The organism is Paraprevotella xylaniphila YIT 11841 (assembly GCF_900683745.1).
In the GTDB taxonomy this organism is placed as follows: domain Bacteria; phylum Bacteroidota; class Bacteroidia; order Bacteroidales; family Bacteroidaceae; genus Paraprevotella; species Paraprevotella xylaniphila.
In genome coordinates, this window is record NZ_LR215980.1 from 2,976,431 (window position 1) to 2,995,147 (window position 18,717).

The window sequence follows — 18,717 nt, forward strand, 5'->3', positions numbered from 1 at the left end:
TCCATAGGCTTTTGCAACTGGGCTGTTTTTTATATCTTTGCCTGATATGCAGACCTATATTCTTATTACCCTCGTCGTCATTGCTACCATCCACTTGATGATGGCCTCCGTGTTGTTCTTGTATTCCCGTTATAAGGTGCAATACTTGTCCTTGGCATGGATTATGGGCATATTCGGAGTGTTGACTTGTGTGTCCTTCCCGTTCATGCCCTTGCTCAAGTTCGCGAATGTCGGCTTGCTCCATCCTTTCATGCTTTTGTTGTTGGTGGTGACTTCTTTTCTTCAGGGCATTTATCCCTTGAGCATCCCCATGCCGGGATATTTGCAGTGGGGACGGATGTGGCGTTATGCCTCGCCGGCCATATTCCTTATTATATTATATGTCGCCAGTCTGCTTTTGGGAAACCGTCCGGTGATTGTCCATACCTACTCCGAACTGGCGGAGTGTTGGTGGGGGCCGGACATGTTGTTCCGTCTGGCAGGTTTGGGGTTGTCTGTCTACTATGTGACCAATATACTTCGCCTGCCCCGGTTGTTGGTCAAGAATGCCGAGATACCCCGTTATTTGAAAGGTTACGTGACCGCCATGGGGCTGAATATGGTGTTCTATATAGTAGTTACGGCAGTATTCAATGCCATGTTGTTATTAGTCTATTTCTATTTGTTCTGTCTTTTGAATATGTATTTGTTCTATCGGACATTGGAGACCATGGCCATCCATTTGCCTAAGCCAGAGATTGTAGAGGTGGATGAAGCACCCACGGAAGAGGTTATCGTGCAGGCCGAAAAGGAGGACTTCAACGAAACCAACCGGCGTCGTTTTGAGCGGGTGGAGTTCTTCATGCAACATGACCGTGAGTGGCAAGACAACACGTTCGGGCGCGACCGCCTGTGCGAGGCCACGGGAATCAACCGCCATTTGTTATTGCAATGCCTCCGGAGCCAAGGTTATAACAATTGCCACGACTACATCAATTCTTACCGTATCAGTGCATTGAAGCGCGGAGTGGCCGACGGCTCAATCGTCTCGGTGGCCGATTGTGTCGTTGTCGGTTTCGGCTCGTCCAAGACCGCCCGTATTTGCTTTGAGCGTATGGAAGGCATGAAGTTGGACGATTACCTGAAGAAAAGGTCTGCCCTCAACGCCAAGGCTTAGCATTGTGCTTGTTTCCTGTTTGGCAAAGTGCCGGGAAACAGAAATGTGGGGCGGGCCGGAACTGCGTTCCGTGCTGCGCCCCACACTTGCGTTATGGATAAAGTTCAGGTTTAGCCTTACCAGAGTCCTTCCCAGTGATTCCGGTTGGAACGGAATTCGCCTTCGAAGATTTCATCCTTTATTTCGATGTCGTTCCTGTCCCCGGTGCCCAGTGCGGATGTCGCGATAATTCCTGTTGTGTCCAATTTCACTATTCCCACAACGGGCGTGGTATAAATGTTCTTTTTCATTTCGGTGTCTCCTGTTTTTATTTTACGATATGTTTTTTTCCGTTGATGAGGTAGATGCCTTTGGGCAGGCCGTCGGTAGTGGTGGCTTGGCTGCGCACCTTGATGCCGTTCAGGCTATAGATGTCGAAGGTTTGGCCGCCTTTCCCGGCTTCCACGTCGGAGATGCCGGTTCCGGTTCCCTCAAGGCGGATGCGCAGGGTATTCACTTCAGATCCGCTTACGGTGAAATAGGCTCCTGTGCTGCCCAGTGTGCTGCCCGTTCCGCCGCGCATGATGTACTGTTCGCCTGCTTTCTCGGCTACGCCGTAAAGGCCTTCCATGTTCTTGCCTGCTTCATAGTTGCCGACGAAGGTCACGTTGCCGTGGGTTACGGAAGTGGGGGCGGTTGCTTTGATTTCTGTGCTGATGTACAAGGGAGTGGCAGGTGCCTTTTCAAAATAAATGAGATAGGGCGTGTTGGCCATCATGCTTTCTGTTTTAGTGAAAGTGAGTGTAGTTCCGTCGCAAGCGGTGAAAGCTTGTACCTGTGTTGCACCTAATGTAGTGGGTGTAGTGTCGAATGGTAGGCATATCGTGTTCCAATTTGCCGCAAAATTACGGGAGAGAGTCACGTTGTAAAGCCCTCCTCCGGTCACTTCTAACGTTGTGGTGCCGTTTATGACAAGTTCTGGTGCGAAAGAGACTTTAATTATCTGTCCGATAGTGTTAGTCATGTCAATGTCGATGTCGGCTGTCATGTTGTCACCGTTTTTGGTGGCAGAGAGCACCACGGGGACATCCCCCAATTGCGGTCCGAACCAACTTGTAACCCCTTCTTTATTCCCCTCTGTGATTTGTATGGTTTGGTTTGCGGTAAAGGAGTTCCCGTCTTCGCTTACGGTTAGGTTTTTCAATAAGATGTTACCTATGGGCATGGCATCTTCGCCTGCCCCCAATATGAAGTTGTCCAAGGCGAAGGAATAGGACGCGTCCGTATTCTTGATTAATCGGATAGTTGTAATCTGGGGATCTGCGGAATTACCGTTGATGGTCACGAGCAATGGATTGGTAAACTTGGTTTCCAGTACTGGCGTGAAAGAGACTTTAATGACCTGTCCGATAGTGCTAGTCATGTCAATGTCGATGTCGGCTGTCATGTTGTTTCCGTTTTTGGTGGCAGAGAGTACCACGGGGACATCCCCCAATTGCGGTCCGAGCCAACTTGTAACACCTTCTTTGTTTCCCTCTGTGATTTGTATGGTTTGGTTTGCGGTAAAGATATTCCCGTCTTCGCTTACGGTTAGGTTTTTCAATAAGATGTTACCTATGGGCATGGCATCTTCGCCTGCTCCCAATATGAAGTTGTCCAAGGCGAAGGAATAGGACGCGTCCGTATTCTTGATTAATCGGATAGTTGTGATTTGGGAATCTGCGGAATTGCCATTGACGGTCACGGTCAAGAAGCCGGAATAGTCGGTGCTTTCCAAGGGTATTTGTTCTTCTGCCTGCTTGAATTCCAACGTGTAAGTATGGAAGTTTTCTGTATTGGCACTGATGTCGTTCCCCTTCACCGTGATAGTAAGCTTGTGTGTTTCTTCATCGTAAGACTTCTCCACGATGGCGCCTATGCCGTCGGCTTTAGCGGAAAGTTTGCTTTCGTCGTAATCTGCCGTGATGGTATATTCGTATTTGTCTTTGCTGAAACCGTCGATGCTTTTGCCGTCGTACGAGAGTTCGGCTAATTGGGAATAGTACAAGTATTGCACGTCGTCCACTTCCAGTATGCTTTGGTCTTTGATGTTAGCACGCGTCCAATAATCGGCACTTGAAATGATGACATTCATTTTTTCAGGAATGGTGTTTTCTTGCCCTTTTTCGTAATTTAGCGGCACGATGATTTCTTGCCAGTCATTGTTTGTGGTAGTGGCGAATCCATAGTCGCATGACGCAATGAGCGTCCCGTTTGCCGTTCCACTCTCTTTTCCCATAACAACGCGGTCTACATCTTCTTTTATGTCGTTTGTTGTGTGTGACTTGATTCCTGAGCTGTAGGCCCCTTTCCACAGATAGGCGATTATGTGGGCGTTTTCATTTCCCTCTGTGGATGGCGTACGTTTGTACCATCCTCTGATGGCGTCAGGACGGAAAGTGAAATTCGTCCCGCCATATACGCCGCCATCGCAATCCGAAATAGTAGAAACGGCATAGACCCACGGGGTGCCAAATGTGATGAAAGCGGGTGCATTGCTACCTATAGTACCGACACCGACAAATTTATTGGTGAGAACCACGGATTTTGTTCCGTTTCTGCTTACACCTTGTGTTATGAGTTTTTCTTGTTTTTCTTGTGAAAAAAGGAAAGCCCAAACTTTTTGGTTTACGCTTGAACCGTTCCAATCCATTGGTTCGGTTCCCGGGCGTTGCCTGAAACCTTCGGCTCCACCGCTTTTTCCGCTTTTACTTGATTGGTAGGAACTACCGCAAACTTCTTTCCATGCTTCAAAACCTGTATTTGGGAGATATTGCGCTTGTATTCCGCAGCCAAATGTTGCCCCCAATAACAAAGTAAACAATCTCTTCATTCTTATCTATCTTTTTATAGTTTGTAAATAGCTGCTTTTAGTTCGTTTGGCCAATACAAAAGTAGGCAGAAAGGCCAAAAGGGCATATCCTGTTTTGGTAGGATTTTCGGCTTTTACGGTAGTAATTTCAGTAGAATCACGGGTTTACCGTTTTTGCCCGGAGGAATGGGGCAGGGTAAGAAGAGAAAGGGGGTAGGTGGGGCGTTGTGTCAAGATAACGAAAATCCGGATGCCATTGGCAGAAGGGAGCGAATCAATCTCAGGAGATTGAAAAATTGATCTCAGGAGAATGGAAAATCATTCTAAGCAGATTGATTTTTCGTTCTCCGCAGTTTTTCGAAGAAGGTCGTTGAGATTTGGGAAGTGTCTTGTATTCAGCTGTTTATATGACAAATGCCGATGGAGAACCCTCCATCGGCATTTGTCTTCTTTTTTTAGGGGAATCGCAGCCCGTTACTTTATTTTTTGATAACTTTCTTGCCGTCTACAATATAAATGCCTTTCTGCAATCCGTCGAGGGCATGGGCTTTTTCCACATTGCCCTTCACGAGAATGCCTTGCAGAGTGTAGACGTTTGTCGTTTGCATTTGCTTTTCAGACTGGGCAGAATGAATGGAAGAACCAAAATCGTCCGTGCCGAATACGACGTGGATAGTTTGTCCGAGCAAGACCATTTCAATGTCGATTGTAGTGTAGAATTTGTCATCGGAAATTTTACCTACCATTTGTAGGGGCACATCGCCTAACATAGGACCGAGCCACATGCCTTCAATAGGTATGTCTCCGGCCTCGATTTGTATGGTCTGGTTCGTGGTGAATGTGTTATACAATCCAGAAGCTGTCAACGGGATTTCATTCACCTTGATTGTCCCTACATACATCATGTCTTCTCCTGCGCTAAGACAGAAGTTGGGAAGTGTAATGTTCATGATGCCGTCTTTGGGGGTCTCTACCGTGATTTTAGTAGTTTGTTCAGGACTGGATTCACCGTTAATGGTGACAACGAGTTTGTCTGTGTACTCTTTAGATGCCTTGCTTCCTGTTGAAGCAGCGTTCATGGCGTACCCTTGCGTGAGGCTTGCACAAAATAATAATAAGGTAAATAACTTCTTCATATTCATATTTTTTTAAGTGATCAATAATAATAAGCCATTCCGAAAGTGGCATAGAGTGGGAAGAGTGAGAACGTGACGGTTTCAAAGTCGCTTTTGAACACATCGTTCATACCCCAGTCCAACAGTCCAAAGACGTTGAGATGCTTCTTTATACGGAAGTCGGCACAGAATTCCATCCCCCAAGAAAAATGGCGCATGTTGTCGCTGAAGTCGTAAGAAGCCGGATTGTCGGTACCGATGGTTATCTTTTGTCCCACGGGTGAGCCTTCGCGCAAATAGCCGTCGAAGACTTCGCCATCGAAGTCACGATAAATCCAATAGCTGACGTAAGGGCCGAGATTGAATGTCCATCTGGCTCCTACACGGTAGGTGGCCGTTACGGGAATCGTAAAGCCCGTCATGCGGGTCTCGGTAATGTCCGTCCCCGTGAAACGTCCTTCTACCACGTCTTCGCCCATCACGATGGCCATGTTGTAGTTTTTCACTTCAGCCCCCGTGCGCATGCCTTGCATGAAAAAACGAAGTCCGGCGGAAAGTCCCCATCTCGTATTGAAGTACTTATATCCGTCTATTCCTAAACTGAAACCGCCCTTCGGAGCGAATTCGTTGATTTTACGGATTTCCTTGGGAAGAGGAAGAGGAGTCGTTCCGCCTAGCACGAATCCGGCCCTGACGACATAGCCCATACCGTCGTGGTCGGATGTCGGTCCCCATTTCGCATAGTTGGCTTCCCGGTTCTCGCGGTTTTCCTTCATCAGTTCTTTGAGGTCTTGTGCCTGTAACGTGCCCATGGCTGATGACAGGGCAAAGATTAGGATATATTTCAGATGTTTCATGTTCTCTTCTTTATTATGGGTTATTCTTCACAAACCACTTTCACTTCATCTACCAGCAGCGTGCTTCCAACGGCGCCGCAGAAACTGGCTCCTTCGATGCTGGAAGTGAAGACGACAGCCAGGTTGTAGCCGTAAGCCTTTAGTAGTTTCTCGTTTACGTTGCCGCTATATTCAAAGGGGATGTCAAAGCGGGTCCATGTGTTGAAATCATGCACCGGATTTTGGATGCGTGCCAAAGCCACGATGTTAGGGTGGGTCAATACGTCATCGCCTTTCAGGGTGACAGGTTGCCCGTGCCCGTCCGTGTTCTTGTATAATACGGCATATAAGTCCGGTTCGTCAATGCGGTCTTCAATGATGGTGCCTTTTCTGTTCTGGAATTTTTCGCCTGGCTTGAATTTGTAATATCCTTCAAAGCGCAATGGTTTTTTGTTGAACGGCAGGCCGAAGCGCGTGGCGGCCATGGCATCTTTCAAGGCGTTGGCCACATCAAACGTCCCGATAAACAAGTTGCCTGCTGCGATGCGCATATTGACCATGACACCGAAAGGACCGGTGTCACACGTTTCGAGCTTGACGGATTGTCCGTTTATGGCATCCTTTGTCCACGGTATCGTAGGGAACTCGTCGGGTTTGGCTGACGAACGGCTGATGGCGTAACCCGGGTTGCCGGTAGCCCATTGGGGGACGTCGTTGCCGTGTGCCGATTTTTCGAACCACTCGTAATAACGTCCATTGGCTTCCATCTTAATGTTTTCAAAAGAAAGGTCGGTTTCTATGGGCTGTATGAGTGCAAACTTTACATGATAATCCCGGTGCCATTGCCGGTCTTCGGACATGACCCGGTAGCGTATGCCGCCGTGCGTGAAGTCTTGCACACTACCGTTTTCGGGTGTGATGGAGGCACCCGGAGTGAGCTTGAAGTTTATTTTCAACGCTTGCAACTGCGTGGAGTCTGTGAAGTCTTCGCGCAGATAAAACACGATGGACGTGTCGGACGACGCCACGTCCTTCACTGCGTCATTCGGGGTGAAGAACAAAGCCTCCTCGTCAGATGCGAGAACATAAGCCTCTTCTATATCACACTCAGAGTTGGCGGGTTCGTTTTGTATGCAAGAGCTTAACGAAAAAGCGGCAAAAAGAGAAAGTCCGCATAAGATTTTCTTCATGAATATACAAGTCTTAGATTAAAACCAAGGCAAAGGTAATGAAAAAGGTTGGTTAAATCGCAAAAAACGGTATAAAGAGTTATTTTACCATTATTTCCTCTCGTGCGCAGGCAGACGAATAGAAAAGAAAACACCGATGAAATCGGATGTTTTTAATATAATCCTGGCAAATGCTGTCTTTTACCTGTTGTTCCGGCCTTCTTTGATTTTTGTTCTACCACGGCATGCAGGATTACGATGTCGGTTTGCGGGCGGTCGTGGGAGTCTGTCGCGGTGGATTGGATGTTTTCTACCACATTGAGCCCTTCTATGACTTCGCCGAATACGGTGTATCCTCCGTCTAACCCGGGTGTGCCTCCGGTGGTGAGGTATTCTTGCTCCATTTCCCTGTTGGTTTCAAAATCACCGTACACACCGCCTTTCAGCGCGGTCCAGGCAAAGGCCAGTTCCCGGGGGCGGTATTTCTTTCCCCATACGATGTAAAATTGCGACCCGTTGCTTAGGCGGTCCGGGTTGTTTGCGTCATTTTCGCGCGCCATGGCCACCGCTCCTCTTTTATGGTATTGGAAAGGCAGGTCTATTTCGGGAGCCAACATATATCCCGGCCCTCCTTCTCCCAATATCTTTCCGCCCGGAGCCTGTTTGGAATTCGGGTCGCCTGCTTGAATGACGAAGTCTTTCACGACGCGGTGGAAGAGCGTTCCGTCGTAGAATCCTTCTGAAACTAATTTGAGGAAATTATCCCGGTGGACCGGTGTTTCGTCGTTCAGCGCGATACGAATGTTGCCCATTGCGGTTTCCAGTCGCACAATCGAACGTTTTTCGCGGATTTTCCCTTGGGTGTGAAATGCGGTTGTTCCTATTAGGAATACCAATAACAAGAGTTTTTTCATAAGGTTTCAGTCTAACTGTGGGCAAAGATAGTAAAAACTATTTCTGTTGGGAAATAAATCGCTCTTTTTCTTGCAGATGCCTCGCGTTCTTTCTTCATGGAGTTATTAACAGCATGTCGATAAATATTTTATTATAATAAGGTGTATGTGTCTATGAAAATTCGTACCTTTGACCTCGCGTAATGTAAAATATTGATGGAAGAAGCAGTTTATCACGTCCCTGTCTTGTTGAAAGAATGTGTAGACGGTCTGGTGGTCAATCCTGCCGGGGTATATGCCGATGTCACTTTCGGAGGAGGAGGGCACAGCCGGGCGATTGTGTCCCGACTGGATACGGCCGGGCATTTGTATAGTTTTGACCAAGACGAAGATGCCGAGGCGAATATCGTTGCTGACGGACGTTTTACGTTTGTCCGGAGCAATTTCCGGTACCTGAAGAACTGGATGCGCTATTACGGCGTGGGAGAGTTGGACGGCCTGCTGGCTGATTTGGGCGTGTCGAGCCACCATTTCGATGATGCGGAACGGGGCTTCTCGTTTCGTTTCGACGGGAGGTTGGACATGCGGATGAACCAGCGGGCGCAGTTGACAGCGGCGGATGTGTTGAATGATTACGCGGAAGAGCGGTTGGCCGACATTTTCTACCTGTACGGCGAATTGAAGAATGCCCGTAAATTAGCCTCATGGGTGGTGAAAGCCCGTATGCACAGGAGGATTGAGACGACGGAAGAGTTCATGGAGGTCGTAAAGCCTTTGTTTGAGCGTGACCGAGAGAAGAAAGAATTGGCTAAGGTGTTCCAGGCTTTGCGTATAGAAGTGAACCAGGAGATGGACGCCTTGAAGGAGATGTTGACGGCTGCGGTCGAATTGCTCCGCCCGGGAGGCCGCTTGGTGGTGTTGACCTATCATTCTTTGGAGGACCGGATGGTGAAGAATTTAGTCAAAACCGGAAATGTGGAGGGCAAGCGGATACAGGATTTCTATGGCAATGTGGATTGTCCGCTCAGGGCTGTCCATAATAAAGTGATAGTGCCGGGAGAAGAGGAGCAGCGTGCGAATCCCCGTAGCCGCAGTGCCAAGTTGAGAATCGCGGAAAAGAAATAAAGGATGAAGGAAGAGCTGGATTTGGAAGAAAAAACGGACGTGGAACTCGTCGGTGTGCCCACGGAGGAAGTTGCCGGAAGTCCCGGAGCAGAGGAGGCCGAGCCGGGCGGGGGGCTGTCCGAGGGGGATGGCGTGGTGCCGGGCGACGAGGAAAAGGCCGGGCCGGGTGAACTGTCTCCTATCAAGGCTTTCACGGAGAGTGAGGGCGTGGACCAACGTCCTAACGTGTCTTTACGCGAGATATTGGGTGGGGATATCCTTACGGCCGGGTGGTTGCGTCGTCAGATGGGATTGATTTTACTCTGTACGTTTTTTGCCATCATTTATATCACGAACCGTTATTCCGCAGAGCAGGAGATGATTGAGATTGAAAAGTTGAAGACGGAATTGACGGAGGTGAGATACCGTGCGCTGACCCGTTCTAGCGAGTTGACCGTAAAGACACGGCAAAGCCAGATAGAAAAAAGTTTGAGACAGACTCCGGACAGCGTGCTGCAAAGTCCGAAAGAACCTCCTTTTTTGATTAGATCCCAAAACGAGGAAGAAGAATGAACTTCGACAATAAAAAGATAATGCCCCGTTTCTTCGTGGTCATCGTACTGATGAGCTTGGGCGGTTTGTATATATTGGGCAATGCGGCCTACCTGATGTTCGTGGAGAGCGAGTATTGGACGCAGGTGAGCCGTAAACTGGTAAAAGAGAATGTGCCCATTCCTGCCAAGCGTGGAAACATCCTTTCGGCAGACGGGCAGATTATGGCCAGCTCCTTGCCGGAATATAAGATCTATATGGATTATGTCGCGTCGGACAAGAATCCGGAGACGGCCAAGGAACTGCAGGCTTGGAGGGACAGCGTGTTGATGGCCGACTTGGATTCCATTTCCCGGGGGTTGAGTAAAATCTTTCCCGATAAAACCGCCGGATATTTCAAGAAACGGCTGAAAAAGGGAAAAAAGTTGAGACGGAGGAACTGGCAGATATACGGTCGGCGAATCTCTTATATCCAGTATAAGGAGTGCAAGAAACTGCCGTTGTTCCGTGAGTCTCCTTTCAAGGGCGGGTTCTATGCAGAGGAATTCAATCAACGAAAGAAGCCTTACGGCTCATTGGCCACGCGTACGTTGGGGGCTTTGTATGCCAGTAAGGATTCGGCGCGTTACGGCCTGGAGCTTTCCTACGACTCCATTTTGAGGGGCAAGGAAGGCGTGTCCCATCGTGCCAAGGTGCGTAACAAGTGGTTGAGTCTGGTGGATGCCCCTCCGGTGGATGGTAATGATATTGAAACGACCATCGATGTGTCCATGCAGGATGCGGCGGAAAAGGCGTTGTTGAAACAGTTGAAAAACATCAATGGCGACGTGGGCGTGGTGGTGCTGATGGAGGTGGCCACGGGAGATGTGAAGGCCATTGTGAACATGACGAAATGTGCGGATGGCGAGTATCGCGAGGTAAAGAACAACGCCGTGTCTGACTTAATGGAGCCCGGTTCTACTTTTAAGACCGCGTCCATCATGGTGGCACTGGAGGACGGAAAGATTTCGAAGAATGATTTCGTAGACACCGGTAACGGACAGTGGGAGATGCACGGGCGGGTGATGAAGGATCACAACTGGCGGCGTGGCGGTTACGGAAGAATCAGTGTGCCTGAAGTGCTGATGTATTCTTCCAATATCGGGGTCAGCCGCTTGATAGACGACAACTATAAAGACCATCCGGAAAAATTCGTGGACGGGCTGTATCGTGAAGGAGTGGGCATTCCCCTGAATATACCTTTGATGGGAAGCGGAGAGCCGCGGGTGCGCCGCCCGAAGAAGGACGGCAGCAATTGGTCGAAGACGGCCTTGCCGTGGATGAGCATCGGGTATGAGACCCAGATACCGCCGATAGCCACATTGACTTTCTATAATGCCATAGCCAACGGTGGAAAGATGGTACGTCCGCGTTTTGTAAAAGCCGTCCGGAAGAATGGCGAAATCGTGCGCGAATTCCCGGTGGAAGTCATCAAAGAGCGGATATGCTCTCCGAAGACCCTGGACGACATTCAGGAAATACTGGAAATGGTAGTAAGTAAGGGACTGGGTAAGAAAGCCGGATGCAAGGATTTCAAGGTGTCGGGGAAAACCGGTACGGCACAAGTGGCCCAAGGCAAGGGCGGCTATCATGGAGGCCGGATGAAATATCTTATCAGTTTCTGCGGCTATTATCCTTCAGACCGGCCGAAATACAGTTGCATCGTCGCGATACAAAAGTCCGGCCTGCCTGCTTCGGGAGGGGGGCATTGCGGTCCGGTGTTCAGCGAGATTGCCCAAAGCGTCATGGCGAAAGGGGTATATCGCGATGTGTCGGAAGCATCAGATTCGGCTTCCGTCTTCGTCCCGGATGTGTTGGACGGTGACTTGAATGCCACGCGGGCAGTACTGAAAGAACTGGATATTCCTTTTAAACAAGACTGGAGCACGGACAAAGGTGGAAAGAGCGTTTGGGGGAAAGCGGTGAACAGCGGGAATGCCGTGACGTTGCGCGGTGACAATACGCCGATGGAAATCGTACCGGACGTGAAAGGCATGGGGGCGAAAGACGCCGTGTATATGTTGGAGAGCCGGGGATTGAAAGTGAAATTGGAAGGCGTGGGGCGTGTGGTTTCGCAGAGCATCCCGCCGTACGTCAAATATAAGAAAGGGCAAACCATACAGATTAAATTAAAAAGATAAGAGGGAAGCATGATGATGGAGTTGGATATTTTGCTGAAAAGCGTGAGTGTCGTACGGGTCGAAGGCGATACCGCACGGAACATTACGGGAATCAATATGGATTCCCGGCTTGTGCAGCCGGGCGATTTGTTTGTCGCCGTCAAAGGGACGCAGGCCGACGGTCACGCTTATATCGGCAAGGCGATAGAGAAAGGAGCCGTGGCCGTAGTGTGCGAAGCATGGCCGGAGGTGCAGGCTGAGGGGGTGACGTACGTACAAGTGAAGGATTCCGAAAGTGCGGTGGGGCGGTTGGCTACGGTGTTTTACGGTGACCCGACCTCCAAATTGCAACTTGTCGGAGTGACCGGTACGAACGGGAAAACTACGATTGCCACCTTATTATATAATATGTTCCGGGTGTTCGGTTATAAGTGCGGACTTTGTTCCACGGTTTGCAACTATATAGATGACGAGGCTGTCCCGACAGAGCATACCACGCCAGACCCGATTACGTTGAACCGTTTGTTGGGGCGTATGGCAGACGAAGGATGTAAATATGCTTTCATGGAAGTCAGTTCGCATGCCGTGGCCCAGCACCGTATCGCAGGTCTGAAGTTTGCAGGAGGTATTTTTACGAACCTTACGCGAGACCATCTGGATTACCATAAGACATTCGAGAACTACCGCGATGCCAAGAAGGCATTTTTCGACGGTTTGCCCAAGGGGGCTTTTGCCGTGACGAATGTTGACGACCGTAACGGAATGATCATGGTGCAGAACACAAAGGCCGTCGTGAATACTTATTCTTTGCGTGCGGTTGCCGATTTCAAGGCAAAGGTGTTGGAAGAGTCGTTTGAAGGAATGTGCTTGGATGTCAATGGCAAAGAGGTGAGTGTCCCCTTCATAGGCCGTTTCAATGTATCCAACTTGTTAGCTGTGTACGCTGCAGCCGTTTGTATGGGGCACGGGGCTGAGGACGTTTTGGTAGCCCTTAGTACATTGCGCCCGGTGAACGGACGTTTCGAGACGATTCGTTCTCGGGAGGGAGTGACAGCCATTGTCGATTACGCCCATACGCCGGATGCGTTGGTCAATGTGTTGTCGACCGTGAACGAAATACTGAAACGGCGCGGCGAAGTCATTACGGTCTGCGGTGCCGGAGGCAACCGTGACAAGGGTAAGCGTCCGATTATGGCGCAGGAAGCGGTGAAAAACAGCGACAGGGTAATCATTACCAGTGACAATCCGCGTTTCGAAGAGCCGCAGGAAATTATCAACGATATGTTGGCCGGACTGGACAAGGAGCAAATGCGCAAGGTAATCTCCATTGTCGACCGTAAGGAGGCCATCCGTACGGCCTGCATGATGGCACGTCCCGGCGATGTGGTGTTGGTGGCCGGGAAGGGGCATGAAGATTACCAGGAGGTGAAAGGCGTGAAGCATCATTTTGACGACCATGAGGTAATAAAAGGAGTATTTGGCATTTAACCGTTGCGCGCATGTTGTATTATTTGTTTCGATTTTTAGGAGAGTACGGGATTCCCGGTTCGCACATGTGGACCTACATCTCTTTCCGGGCTTTGCTGACCTTGATTCTGTCGTTGGTCATTTCCGTCTGGTTCGGGGAATACTTCATCAAATGGATGAAACGCCACAACGTGAGTGAGGCGCAACGCGATGCTTCCATAGATCCCTATGGTGTGGAGAAGAAGGGTGTGCCCACGATGGGCGGTGTCATTATCATTGTGTCCATCATCATCCCCTGTTTGCTTTTCGGGCGTTTGCGTAACATCTATATGATACTGATGCTGATTACGACTGTGTGGTTGGGCGTTTTGGGGTTTGCGGACGACTATATCAAGATGAAAGTAAGCAAGGATGGTTTGCGCCCCATTTACAAGTTGGCGGGACAGACCCTTTTGGGGCTTTTTGTCGGCCTGACATTGTGGCTTAGTCCCGACGCAGTGATCCGGGAGAATGTTTCGACACAGCGCTTGGGCAATACAGAAGTCGTTGTGCACAAAAGCGAGAAAGTGAAATCGACTATTACCACGATTCCGTTCGTGAAGGACAACAATTTGGATTATGCCGAGATGATGAGCTTTTGCGGAAAATACAAGACGGCTGCCGGGTGGTTCTTGTTTGTGGTCATGACGACCTTGGTCGTGGTAGCCGTGTCCAACGGGTCGAACCTGAACGACGGCATGGACGGCATGGCGGCGGGCAATTCGGCTATTATCGGTGTGGCGTTGGGCGTATTGGCCTACGTGTCCAGTCATATAGCCTTTGCCAGTTATCTGAATATCATGTATATACCCGGTTCGGAGGAACTGGTCATCTTCATCTGTGCTTTTGTCGGGGCATTGGTCGGTTTCTTGTGGTATAACGCCTATCCTGCCCAGATATTCATGGGGGATACGGGCAGTTTGTCCATTGGAGGCATCATTGCCGTGACGGCCATCATCATACATAAAGAATTGCTTATCCCCTTGATGTGTTTCGTGTTCCTGATGGAGAGCCTGAGCGTGATTCTGCAAGTGAACTATGCGAAATGGGGGAACCGGAAAGGACTGAAGTTAAGAGTGTTCAAGCGAGCCCCGATCCATGATACTTTCCGGGTGCGCCCGGGGCAGTTGGCCCCAGACGTGAAAGTGCTGTGCAACTGGCCTAAAGGATGTTGGTTAGAGTCGAAAGTTACGGTCCGTTTTTGGATTATCACGATCATCTTGGCGGCCATGACGATTATAACGTTAAAAATTAGATAAGGAAGAAGCTATGGGGAAAAGAATGGTAATATTGGGAGCGGCCGAAAGCGGCGTGGGTGCTGCAGTGCTGGCTCAGAAAAAAGGCTTTGATGTCTTTGTTTCCGATATGGGAAAAATCAAACCTCATTATGTAGACATGTTGGACCGTTACGGGATTGCGTGGGAAGACGGCGGCCATACGGAAGGATTAGTCCTGAATGCGGACGAGGTGATAAAAAGCCCGGGCATACCGGAAGATGCCCCGATGGTGTTGAAAGTGAAAGAGGCCGGTATCCCTATCATTTCGGAAATCGAGTTTGCGGGACGTTATACGCATGCCAAGATGATTTGCATTACGGGCAGCAACGGCAAGACTACCACGACATCCCTGATTTACCATATCTTCAAGAAAGCGGGTTACAATGTCGGGTTGGCCGGGAATATCGGCCAAAGCCTGGCTCTGCAGGTAGCCGAGAAAGATTATGACTACTATGTGATAGAACTGAGCAGTTTCCAGTTGGACAACATGTACCGTTTCCGGGCCAACATTGCCGTATTGCTCAACATCACGCCCGACCATCTGGACCGTTACGACCATTGCATGCAGAATTATGTGGATGCCAAAATGCGCATCTTGCAGAACCAGGAAGAGACGGATGCCTTCGTTTATTGGAATGACGACCCGATTATCCGGAAAGAATTGGAGAAATACCAAATCAAGGCCAAGAAGTGTCCGTTCTCCATCTTGAAGAAAGAAGGGATGATAGGTTATCTGGCCGACGGGCAATATGTGATAGAATACCCCACGCCGTTCAACATGGAACAGGAGTCATTGGCTTTGACCGGGAAGCACAATATGTATAACTCTTTGGCGGCAGGCATCACGGCCGACATTGCCGGGGTGAAGAACGAGGTGATTCGTCAGAGCCTGAGTGATTTTGAAGGCGTGGAACACCGCTTGGAGAAAGTGGTGCGTGTGCGTGGCGTGGATTATATCAACGATTCCAAGGCCACCAACGTGGATGCCTGTTGGTACGCATTGGAGAGCATGAAAACGCCCACGGTATTGATTTTGGGAGGAAAAGACAAGGGGAATGATTATGAGGCCATAGCCGAACTGGTGCGGAAAAAATGTGTGGGACTGGTGTTCCTTGGGGCAGACAACGGGAAACTGCATGCCTTTTTCGATTCATTCGGTATTCCCATTGCCGACACCCATAGCATGAAAGACTGCGTGGAGGCATGTTACAGAATGGCCCGTCCCGGCGATACCGTATTGTTGAGCCCTTGTTGTGCCAGTTTCGATTTGTTCAAGAACATGGAAGACCGTGGCGAACAGTTCAAATCATTGGTAAGGGCGTTGTAAAGTAAGGGAGCGAAAGGATGGTCACACCTGTAAAAGTTTTAAAGAAGTGGAGCCTGTTCGAAGGTGACAAGGTCATTTGGATGATTTTGTTCTTCCTCGGCATGATATCCATCATAGAAGTGTATAGTGCCTCCAGTAATATGAGTTACAAGACAGGGTATTATTGGAAGCCGATTCTGCAGCATGCCTCATATTTCGTCGTAGGCGTGTTGGCCACGATTTTGGTGCATAAGATACCGTGCCGTTATTTTAAGTTGATACCTTTGGCCGGCATACCGTTGTCCGTATTCTTGCTTGGGATAGCCATGTTCACCACGAAGGTGAACAACGCGAGCCGATGGCTTGAGGTGGGCGGTATCGGTTTTCAGCCTTCCGAGATAGCCAAAGGCGTATTGATAGCCACGACAGCCATGATTCTTTCGAGCATGCGTGACGAGGCCGGTGCGCAACGTCGTGCGTTCAAGTGGATTATGGGCGTTTCGATGGTAATCTGTGCGCTGATTGTCCCCGAAAACTTCTCTACGGCCGCCATGACTTTCCTGGTCATTCTGGTGATGATGTTCATAGGCGGGATACCTTGGAAACAGTTGGGCACCTTATTGGGCATTATCGTTATTGCCGGAGCCGGTTTGTTCTCATTTTTGCGTTTTGCACCGGACTCTACGACAGAATCCATGAGCGAATGGCCCGGCTTGCACCGTTTGCCTACGTGGGCCAGTCGTGTACGCGGGCATGGGAATATACCGGAGGATGCGGCGGATTACGACCTGACCAAGAATCCGCAGGTGACGCATGCCAAGATAGCCATTGCCACATGTAATGTGATAGGCCGGGGGCCGGGAAATTCCGTGGAACGCGATTTCCTGCCACAGTCGTTTTCCGACTTTATTTATGCCATCGTCATAGAGGAACTCGGATTGGGCGGCGGAGCTTTCGTCATGTTCCTGTATATCGTGTTGCTCTTCCGGTCGGCCAGGATAGCCAGCCGGTGCGAGCGGAACTTCCCGGCTTTCCTTGTGATGGGGCTATCGTTGATGCTCGTCACGCAAGCCATGATTAATATGGCAGTGGCCGTCGGGGTCTTTCCGGTGACGGGGCAACCCTTGCCGCTAATCAGTAAAGGGGGTACCTCCACTTTGATTAATTGCGTGTATATGGGAGTCATCCTGAGCGTAAGCCGTTCGGCCAAGAAAAAGCCCCAGGTAACGGAAGAAACTGAAGATTGAAGAAAGATTCGTATGAGGGACGGTAATGTTCCCGGGAAGGGAACGGACTTTCCTTTATGTCATGATTTATGATTCTCCATCCGCTGCTTGCCCTTTGTGGAAAGCTTGTGGATGGTTTCGTGTATAGAAGGCTTGTTTTCAAGAAGTTATTTTCTTTGGATTTCTTGCCGTAGATTGGAAAACCGGTCTCAGGAGAATGAAAAATCGTTCGATTGAGAATGAAAAATCATTTGGCGCAGATTGAAAAAACGTTTGCCGCAAGTGGATGAGAGAATGGGCTAAATCAAATGATTTTGTAAGGAATAATTCTTATCCGGAATAAAATAAGGAAGAAAAAAGGATAGAAATACCGGATTTATTATTATTTTTGCTGATAAAATTCAGTTTCATGAGAGAAGAGTTAAGGATTATCGTGAGCGGAGGAGGAACGGGCGGACATATATTCCCTGCCGTGTCCATTGCGAATGCCATCAAATCGCAGCATCCGGAAGCCGAGATATTGTTCGTCGGAGCCGAGGGGCGGATGGAGATGCAGCGTGTTCCGGCTGCCGGTTATCCTATCAAGGCATTGCCGATTTGTGGTTTCGACCGCAAGCATTTGCTGAAAAATATTGCCGTGCTTTTCAAGATTTGGAAAAGCCGGAGAATGGCGAGGAAGATTATCAGTGATTTCAGGCCGATGGCGGCCGTGGGAGTGGGAGGATATGCCAGTGGTCCCACGTTGAATGTGGCCGGGGCAATGGGAATCCCCACATTGATACAGGAGCAGAATTCGTATGCCGGAGTGACCAATAAGTTGTTGGCCAAGCGGGCCGATAAGATTTGTGTGGCTTACGACGGAATGGAACGTTTTTTCCCGAAAGAGAAAATCATCCTGACGGGAAATCCTGTCCGTCAAGGTTTGTTGGAAAATACCAAAAGCCGTGAAGAGGCTTTGGCGGATTTCGGCTTGCTGCCGGGGCTGAAAACGGTGCTCCTGATAGGCGGCAGCTTGGGGGCGCGTACTTTGAACGAGAGCGTGCTCGCTAATCTTACGGCTATTTCGGCTTCCGGTGTGCAGTTTATCTGGCAGACGGGAGGTTATTATTTTGCCCATATACAGGAACAGTTGAAACTGAAAGGGCAGCCCGACAATCTGTTCGTGACGGATTTCATCGCCAAGATGGAGGACGCATACGCGGCTGCCGATTTGGTCATTTCAAGGGCCGGGGCCAGTAGCATCTCGGAATTGTGCCTGTTGGGCAAGCCGGCCATATTGGTGCCTTCGCCGAACGTGGCCGAGGACCACCAGACTAAAAACGCGTTGGCTTTGGTCGACAAACAAGCCGCGCTTTACGTCAAAGATGACGAGGCCGTGGACAAATTAATCGGATTGGCCCTGAATGTCATCCGGGATGCGGACAAATTGTCTGCATTGGGCCGGAATATCAAAGCCATGGCCTTTACGGACTCTGCCGACCGCATTGCGGAAGAGGTTTGTAAACTCGCCGTGGCATATAGGGAAAACCGCGATTAAGCGAGCGCGGAGGCAAGCTTGCTTGCCTCTGCCGAGCGGGAGCGGTTTATT

15 protein-coding genes are annotated in these 18,717 nt (G+C 49.6%); 9 read left to right on the forward strand and 6 right to left on the reverse strand.

Annotated elements, in window-relative coordinates; all coding sequences use genetic code 11:
• The first annotated feature begins 46 nt into the window (after nt 1-46).
• Complete coding sequence (locus tag E0E47_RS12515) at nt 47-1,156, forward strand: hypothetical protein (protein WP_008628965.1); 1,110 nt, start codon at nt 47-49, stop codon at nt 1,154-1,156.
• 116 nt (nt 1,157-1,272) lie between these two features.
• On the opposite strand, the gene E0E47_RS17360 is transcribed toward E0E47_RS12515, so the two are convergent.
• The 6 genes from E0E47_RS17360 to E0E47_RS12540 all read right to left on the reverse strand — a co-directional run bounded on the left by E0E47_RS17360 (nt 1,273) and on the right by E0E47_RS12540 (nt 8,020).
• Nucleotides 1,273-1,446: a hypothetical protein gene (locus E0E47_RS17360; protein WP_008628967.1), complete on the reverse strand. Its 174-nt coding sequence runs from the start codon at nt 1,444-1,446 to the stop codon at nt 1,273-1,275.
• A 17-nt stretch (nt 1,447-1,463) separates the two neighbouring features.
• On the reverse strand, nt 1,464-4,007 hold the full coding sequence (locus E0E47_RS12520; RefSeq protein ID WP_130893873.1) for a calycin-like domain-containing protein: 2,544 nt from the start codon (nt 4,005-4,007) through the stop codon (nt 1,464-1,466).
• Between the two features lie 458 nt (nt 4,008-4,465).
• Nucleotides 4,466-5,122 carry a calycin-like domain-containing protein gene (locus tag E0E47_RS12525; RefSeq protein WP_172604706.1) on the reverse strand — a complete coding sequence of 219 codons (657 nt, stop codon included), beginning with the start codon at nt 5,120-5,122 and terminating at the stop codon, nt 4,466-4,468.
• A gap of 20 nt (nt 5,123-5,142) precedes the next feature.
• Nucleotides 5,143-5,958 (reverse strand): porin family protein, encoded by an 816-nt coding sequence (locus tag E0E47_RS12530; protein WP_008628975.1) that lies wholly within the window; start codon nt 5,956-5,958, stop codon nt 5,143-5,145.
• A 20-nt stretch (nt 5,959-5,978) separates the two neighbouring features.
• Nucleotides 5,979-7,127 carry a PCMD domain-containing protein gene (locus tag E0E47_RS12535; RefSeq protein WP_008628976.1) on the reverse strand — a complete coding sequence of 383 codons (1,149 nt, stop codon included), beginning with the start codon at nt 7,125-7,127 and terminating at the stop codon, nt 5,979-5,981.
• 152 nt (nt 7,128-7,279) lie between these two features.
• Nucleotides 7,280-8,020: a peptidylprolyl isomerase gene (locus E0E47_RS12540; protein ID WP_130893875.1), complete on the reverse strand. Its 741-nt coding sequence runs from the start codon at nt 8,018-8,020 to the stop codon at nt 7,280-7,282.
• Between the two features lie 195 nt (nt 8,021-8,215).
• Here E0E47_RS12540 and rsmH point away from each other — a divergent pair, with 195 nt between their 5' ends.
• The 8 genes from rsmH (at nt 8,216) to murG (ending at nt 18,666) form a co-directional block, all read left to right on the forward strand.
• Nucleotides 8,216-9,124 (forward strand): 16S rRNA (cytosine(1402)-N(4))-methyltransferase RsmH, encoded by a 909-nt coding sequence (rsmH, locus tag E0E47_RS12545; RefSeq protein WP_008628982.1) that lies wholly within the window; start codon nt 8,216-8,218, stop codon nt 9,122-9,124.
• Nucleotides 9,125-9,127: 3 nt separating this feature from the next.
• Nucleotides 9,128-9,676 carry an FtsL-like putative cell division protein gene (locus tag E0E47_RS12550; RefSeq protein ID WP_130893876.1) on the forward strand — a complete coding sequence of 183 codons (549 nt, stop codon included), beginning with the start codon at nt 9,128-9,130 and terminating at the stop codon, nt 9,674-9,676.
• On the forward strand, nt 9,673-11,835 hold the full coding sequence (locus tag E0E47_RS12555; RefSeq protein WP_008628986.1) for a penicillin-binding protein: 2,163 nt from the start codon (nt 9,673-9,675) through the stop codon (nt 11,833-11,835). Before E0E47_RS12550 ends, E0E47_RS12555 begins: the two co-directional genes overlap by 4 nt.
• Before the next feature lie 15 nt (nt 11,836-11,850).
• A complete protein-coding gene (locus E0E47_RS12560) occupies nt 11,851-13,302 on the forward strand; it encodes a UDP-N-acetylmuramoyl-L-alanyl-D-glutamate--2,6-diaminopimelate ligase (protein ID WP_172604772.1) in 1,452 nt (483 codons plus the stop codon).
• Nucleotides 13,303-13,313: 11 nt separating this feature from the next.
• The gene (locus tag E0E47_RS12565) at nt 13,314-14,579 is read left to right on the forward strand and encodes a phospho-N-acetylmuramoyl-pentapeptide-transferase (protein ID WP_130893878.1); all 1,266 of its coding nucleotides are present in this window, start codon (nt 13,314-13,316) and stop codon (nt 14,577-14,579) included.
• Between the two features lie 10 nt (nt 14,580-14,589).
• Complete coding sequence (gene murD / locus E0E47_RS12570) at nt 14,590-15,924, forward strand: UDP-N-acetylmuramoyl-L-alanine--D-glutamate ligase (RefSeq protein ID WP_008628998.1); 1,335 nt, start codon at nt 14,590-14,592, stop codon at nt 15,922-15,924.
• A gap of 17 nt (nt 15,925-15,941) precedes the next feature.
• Nucleotides 15,942-17,150 carry an FtsW/RodA/SpoVE family cell cycle protein gene (locus E0E47_RS12575; RefSeq protein WP_008628999.1) on the forward strand — a complete coding sequence of 403 codons (1,209 nt, stop codon included), beginning with the start codon at nt 15,942-15,944 and terminating at the stop codon, nt 17,148-17,150.
• Between the two features lie 388 nt (nt 17,151-17,538).
• The gene (murG, locus tag E0E47_RS12580; protein WP_008629000.1) at nt 17,539-18,666 is read left to right on the forward strand and encodes an undecaprenyldiphospho-muramoylpentapeptide beta-N-acetylglucosaminyltransferase; all 1,128 of its coding nucleotides are present in this window, start codon (nt 17,539-17,541) and stop codon (nt 18,664-18,666) included.
• Nucleotides 18,667-18,717 lie beyond the last annotated feature (51 nt).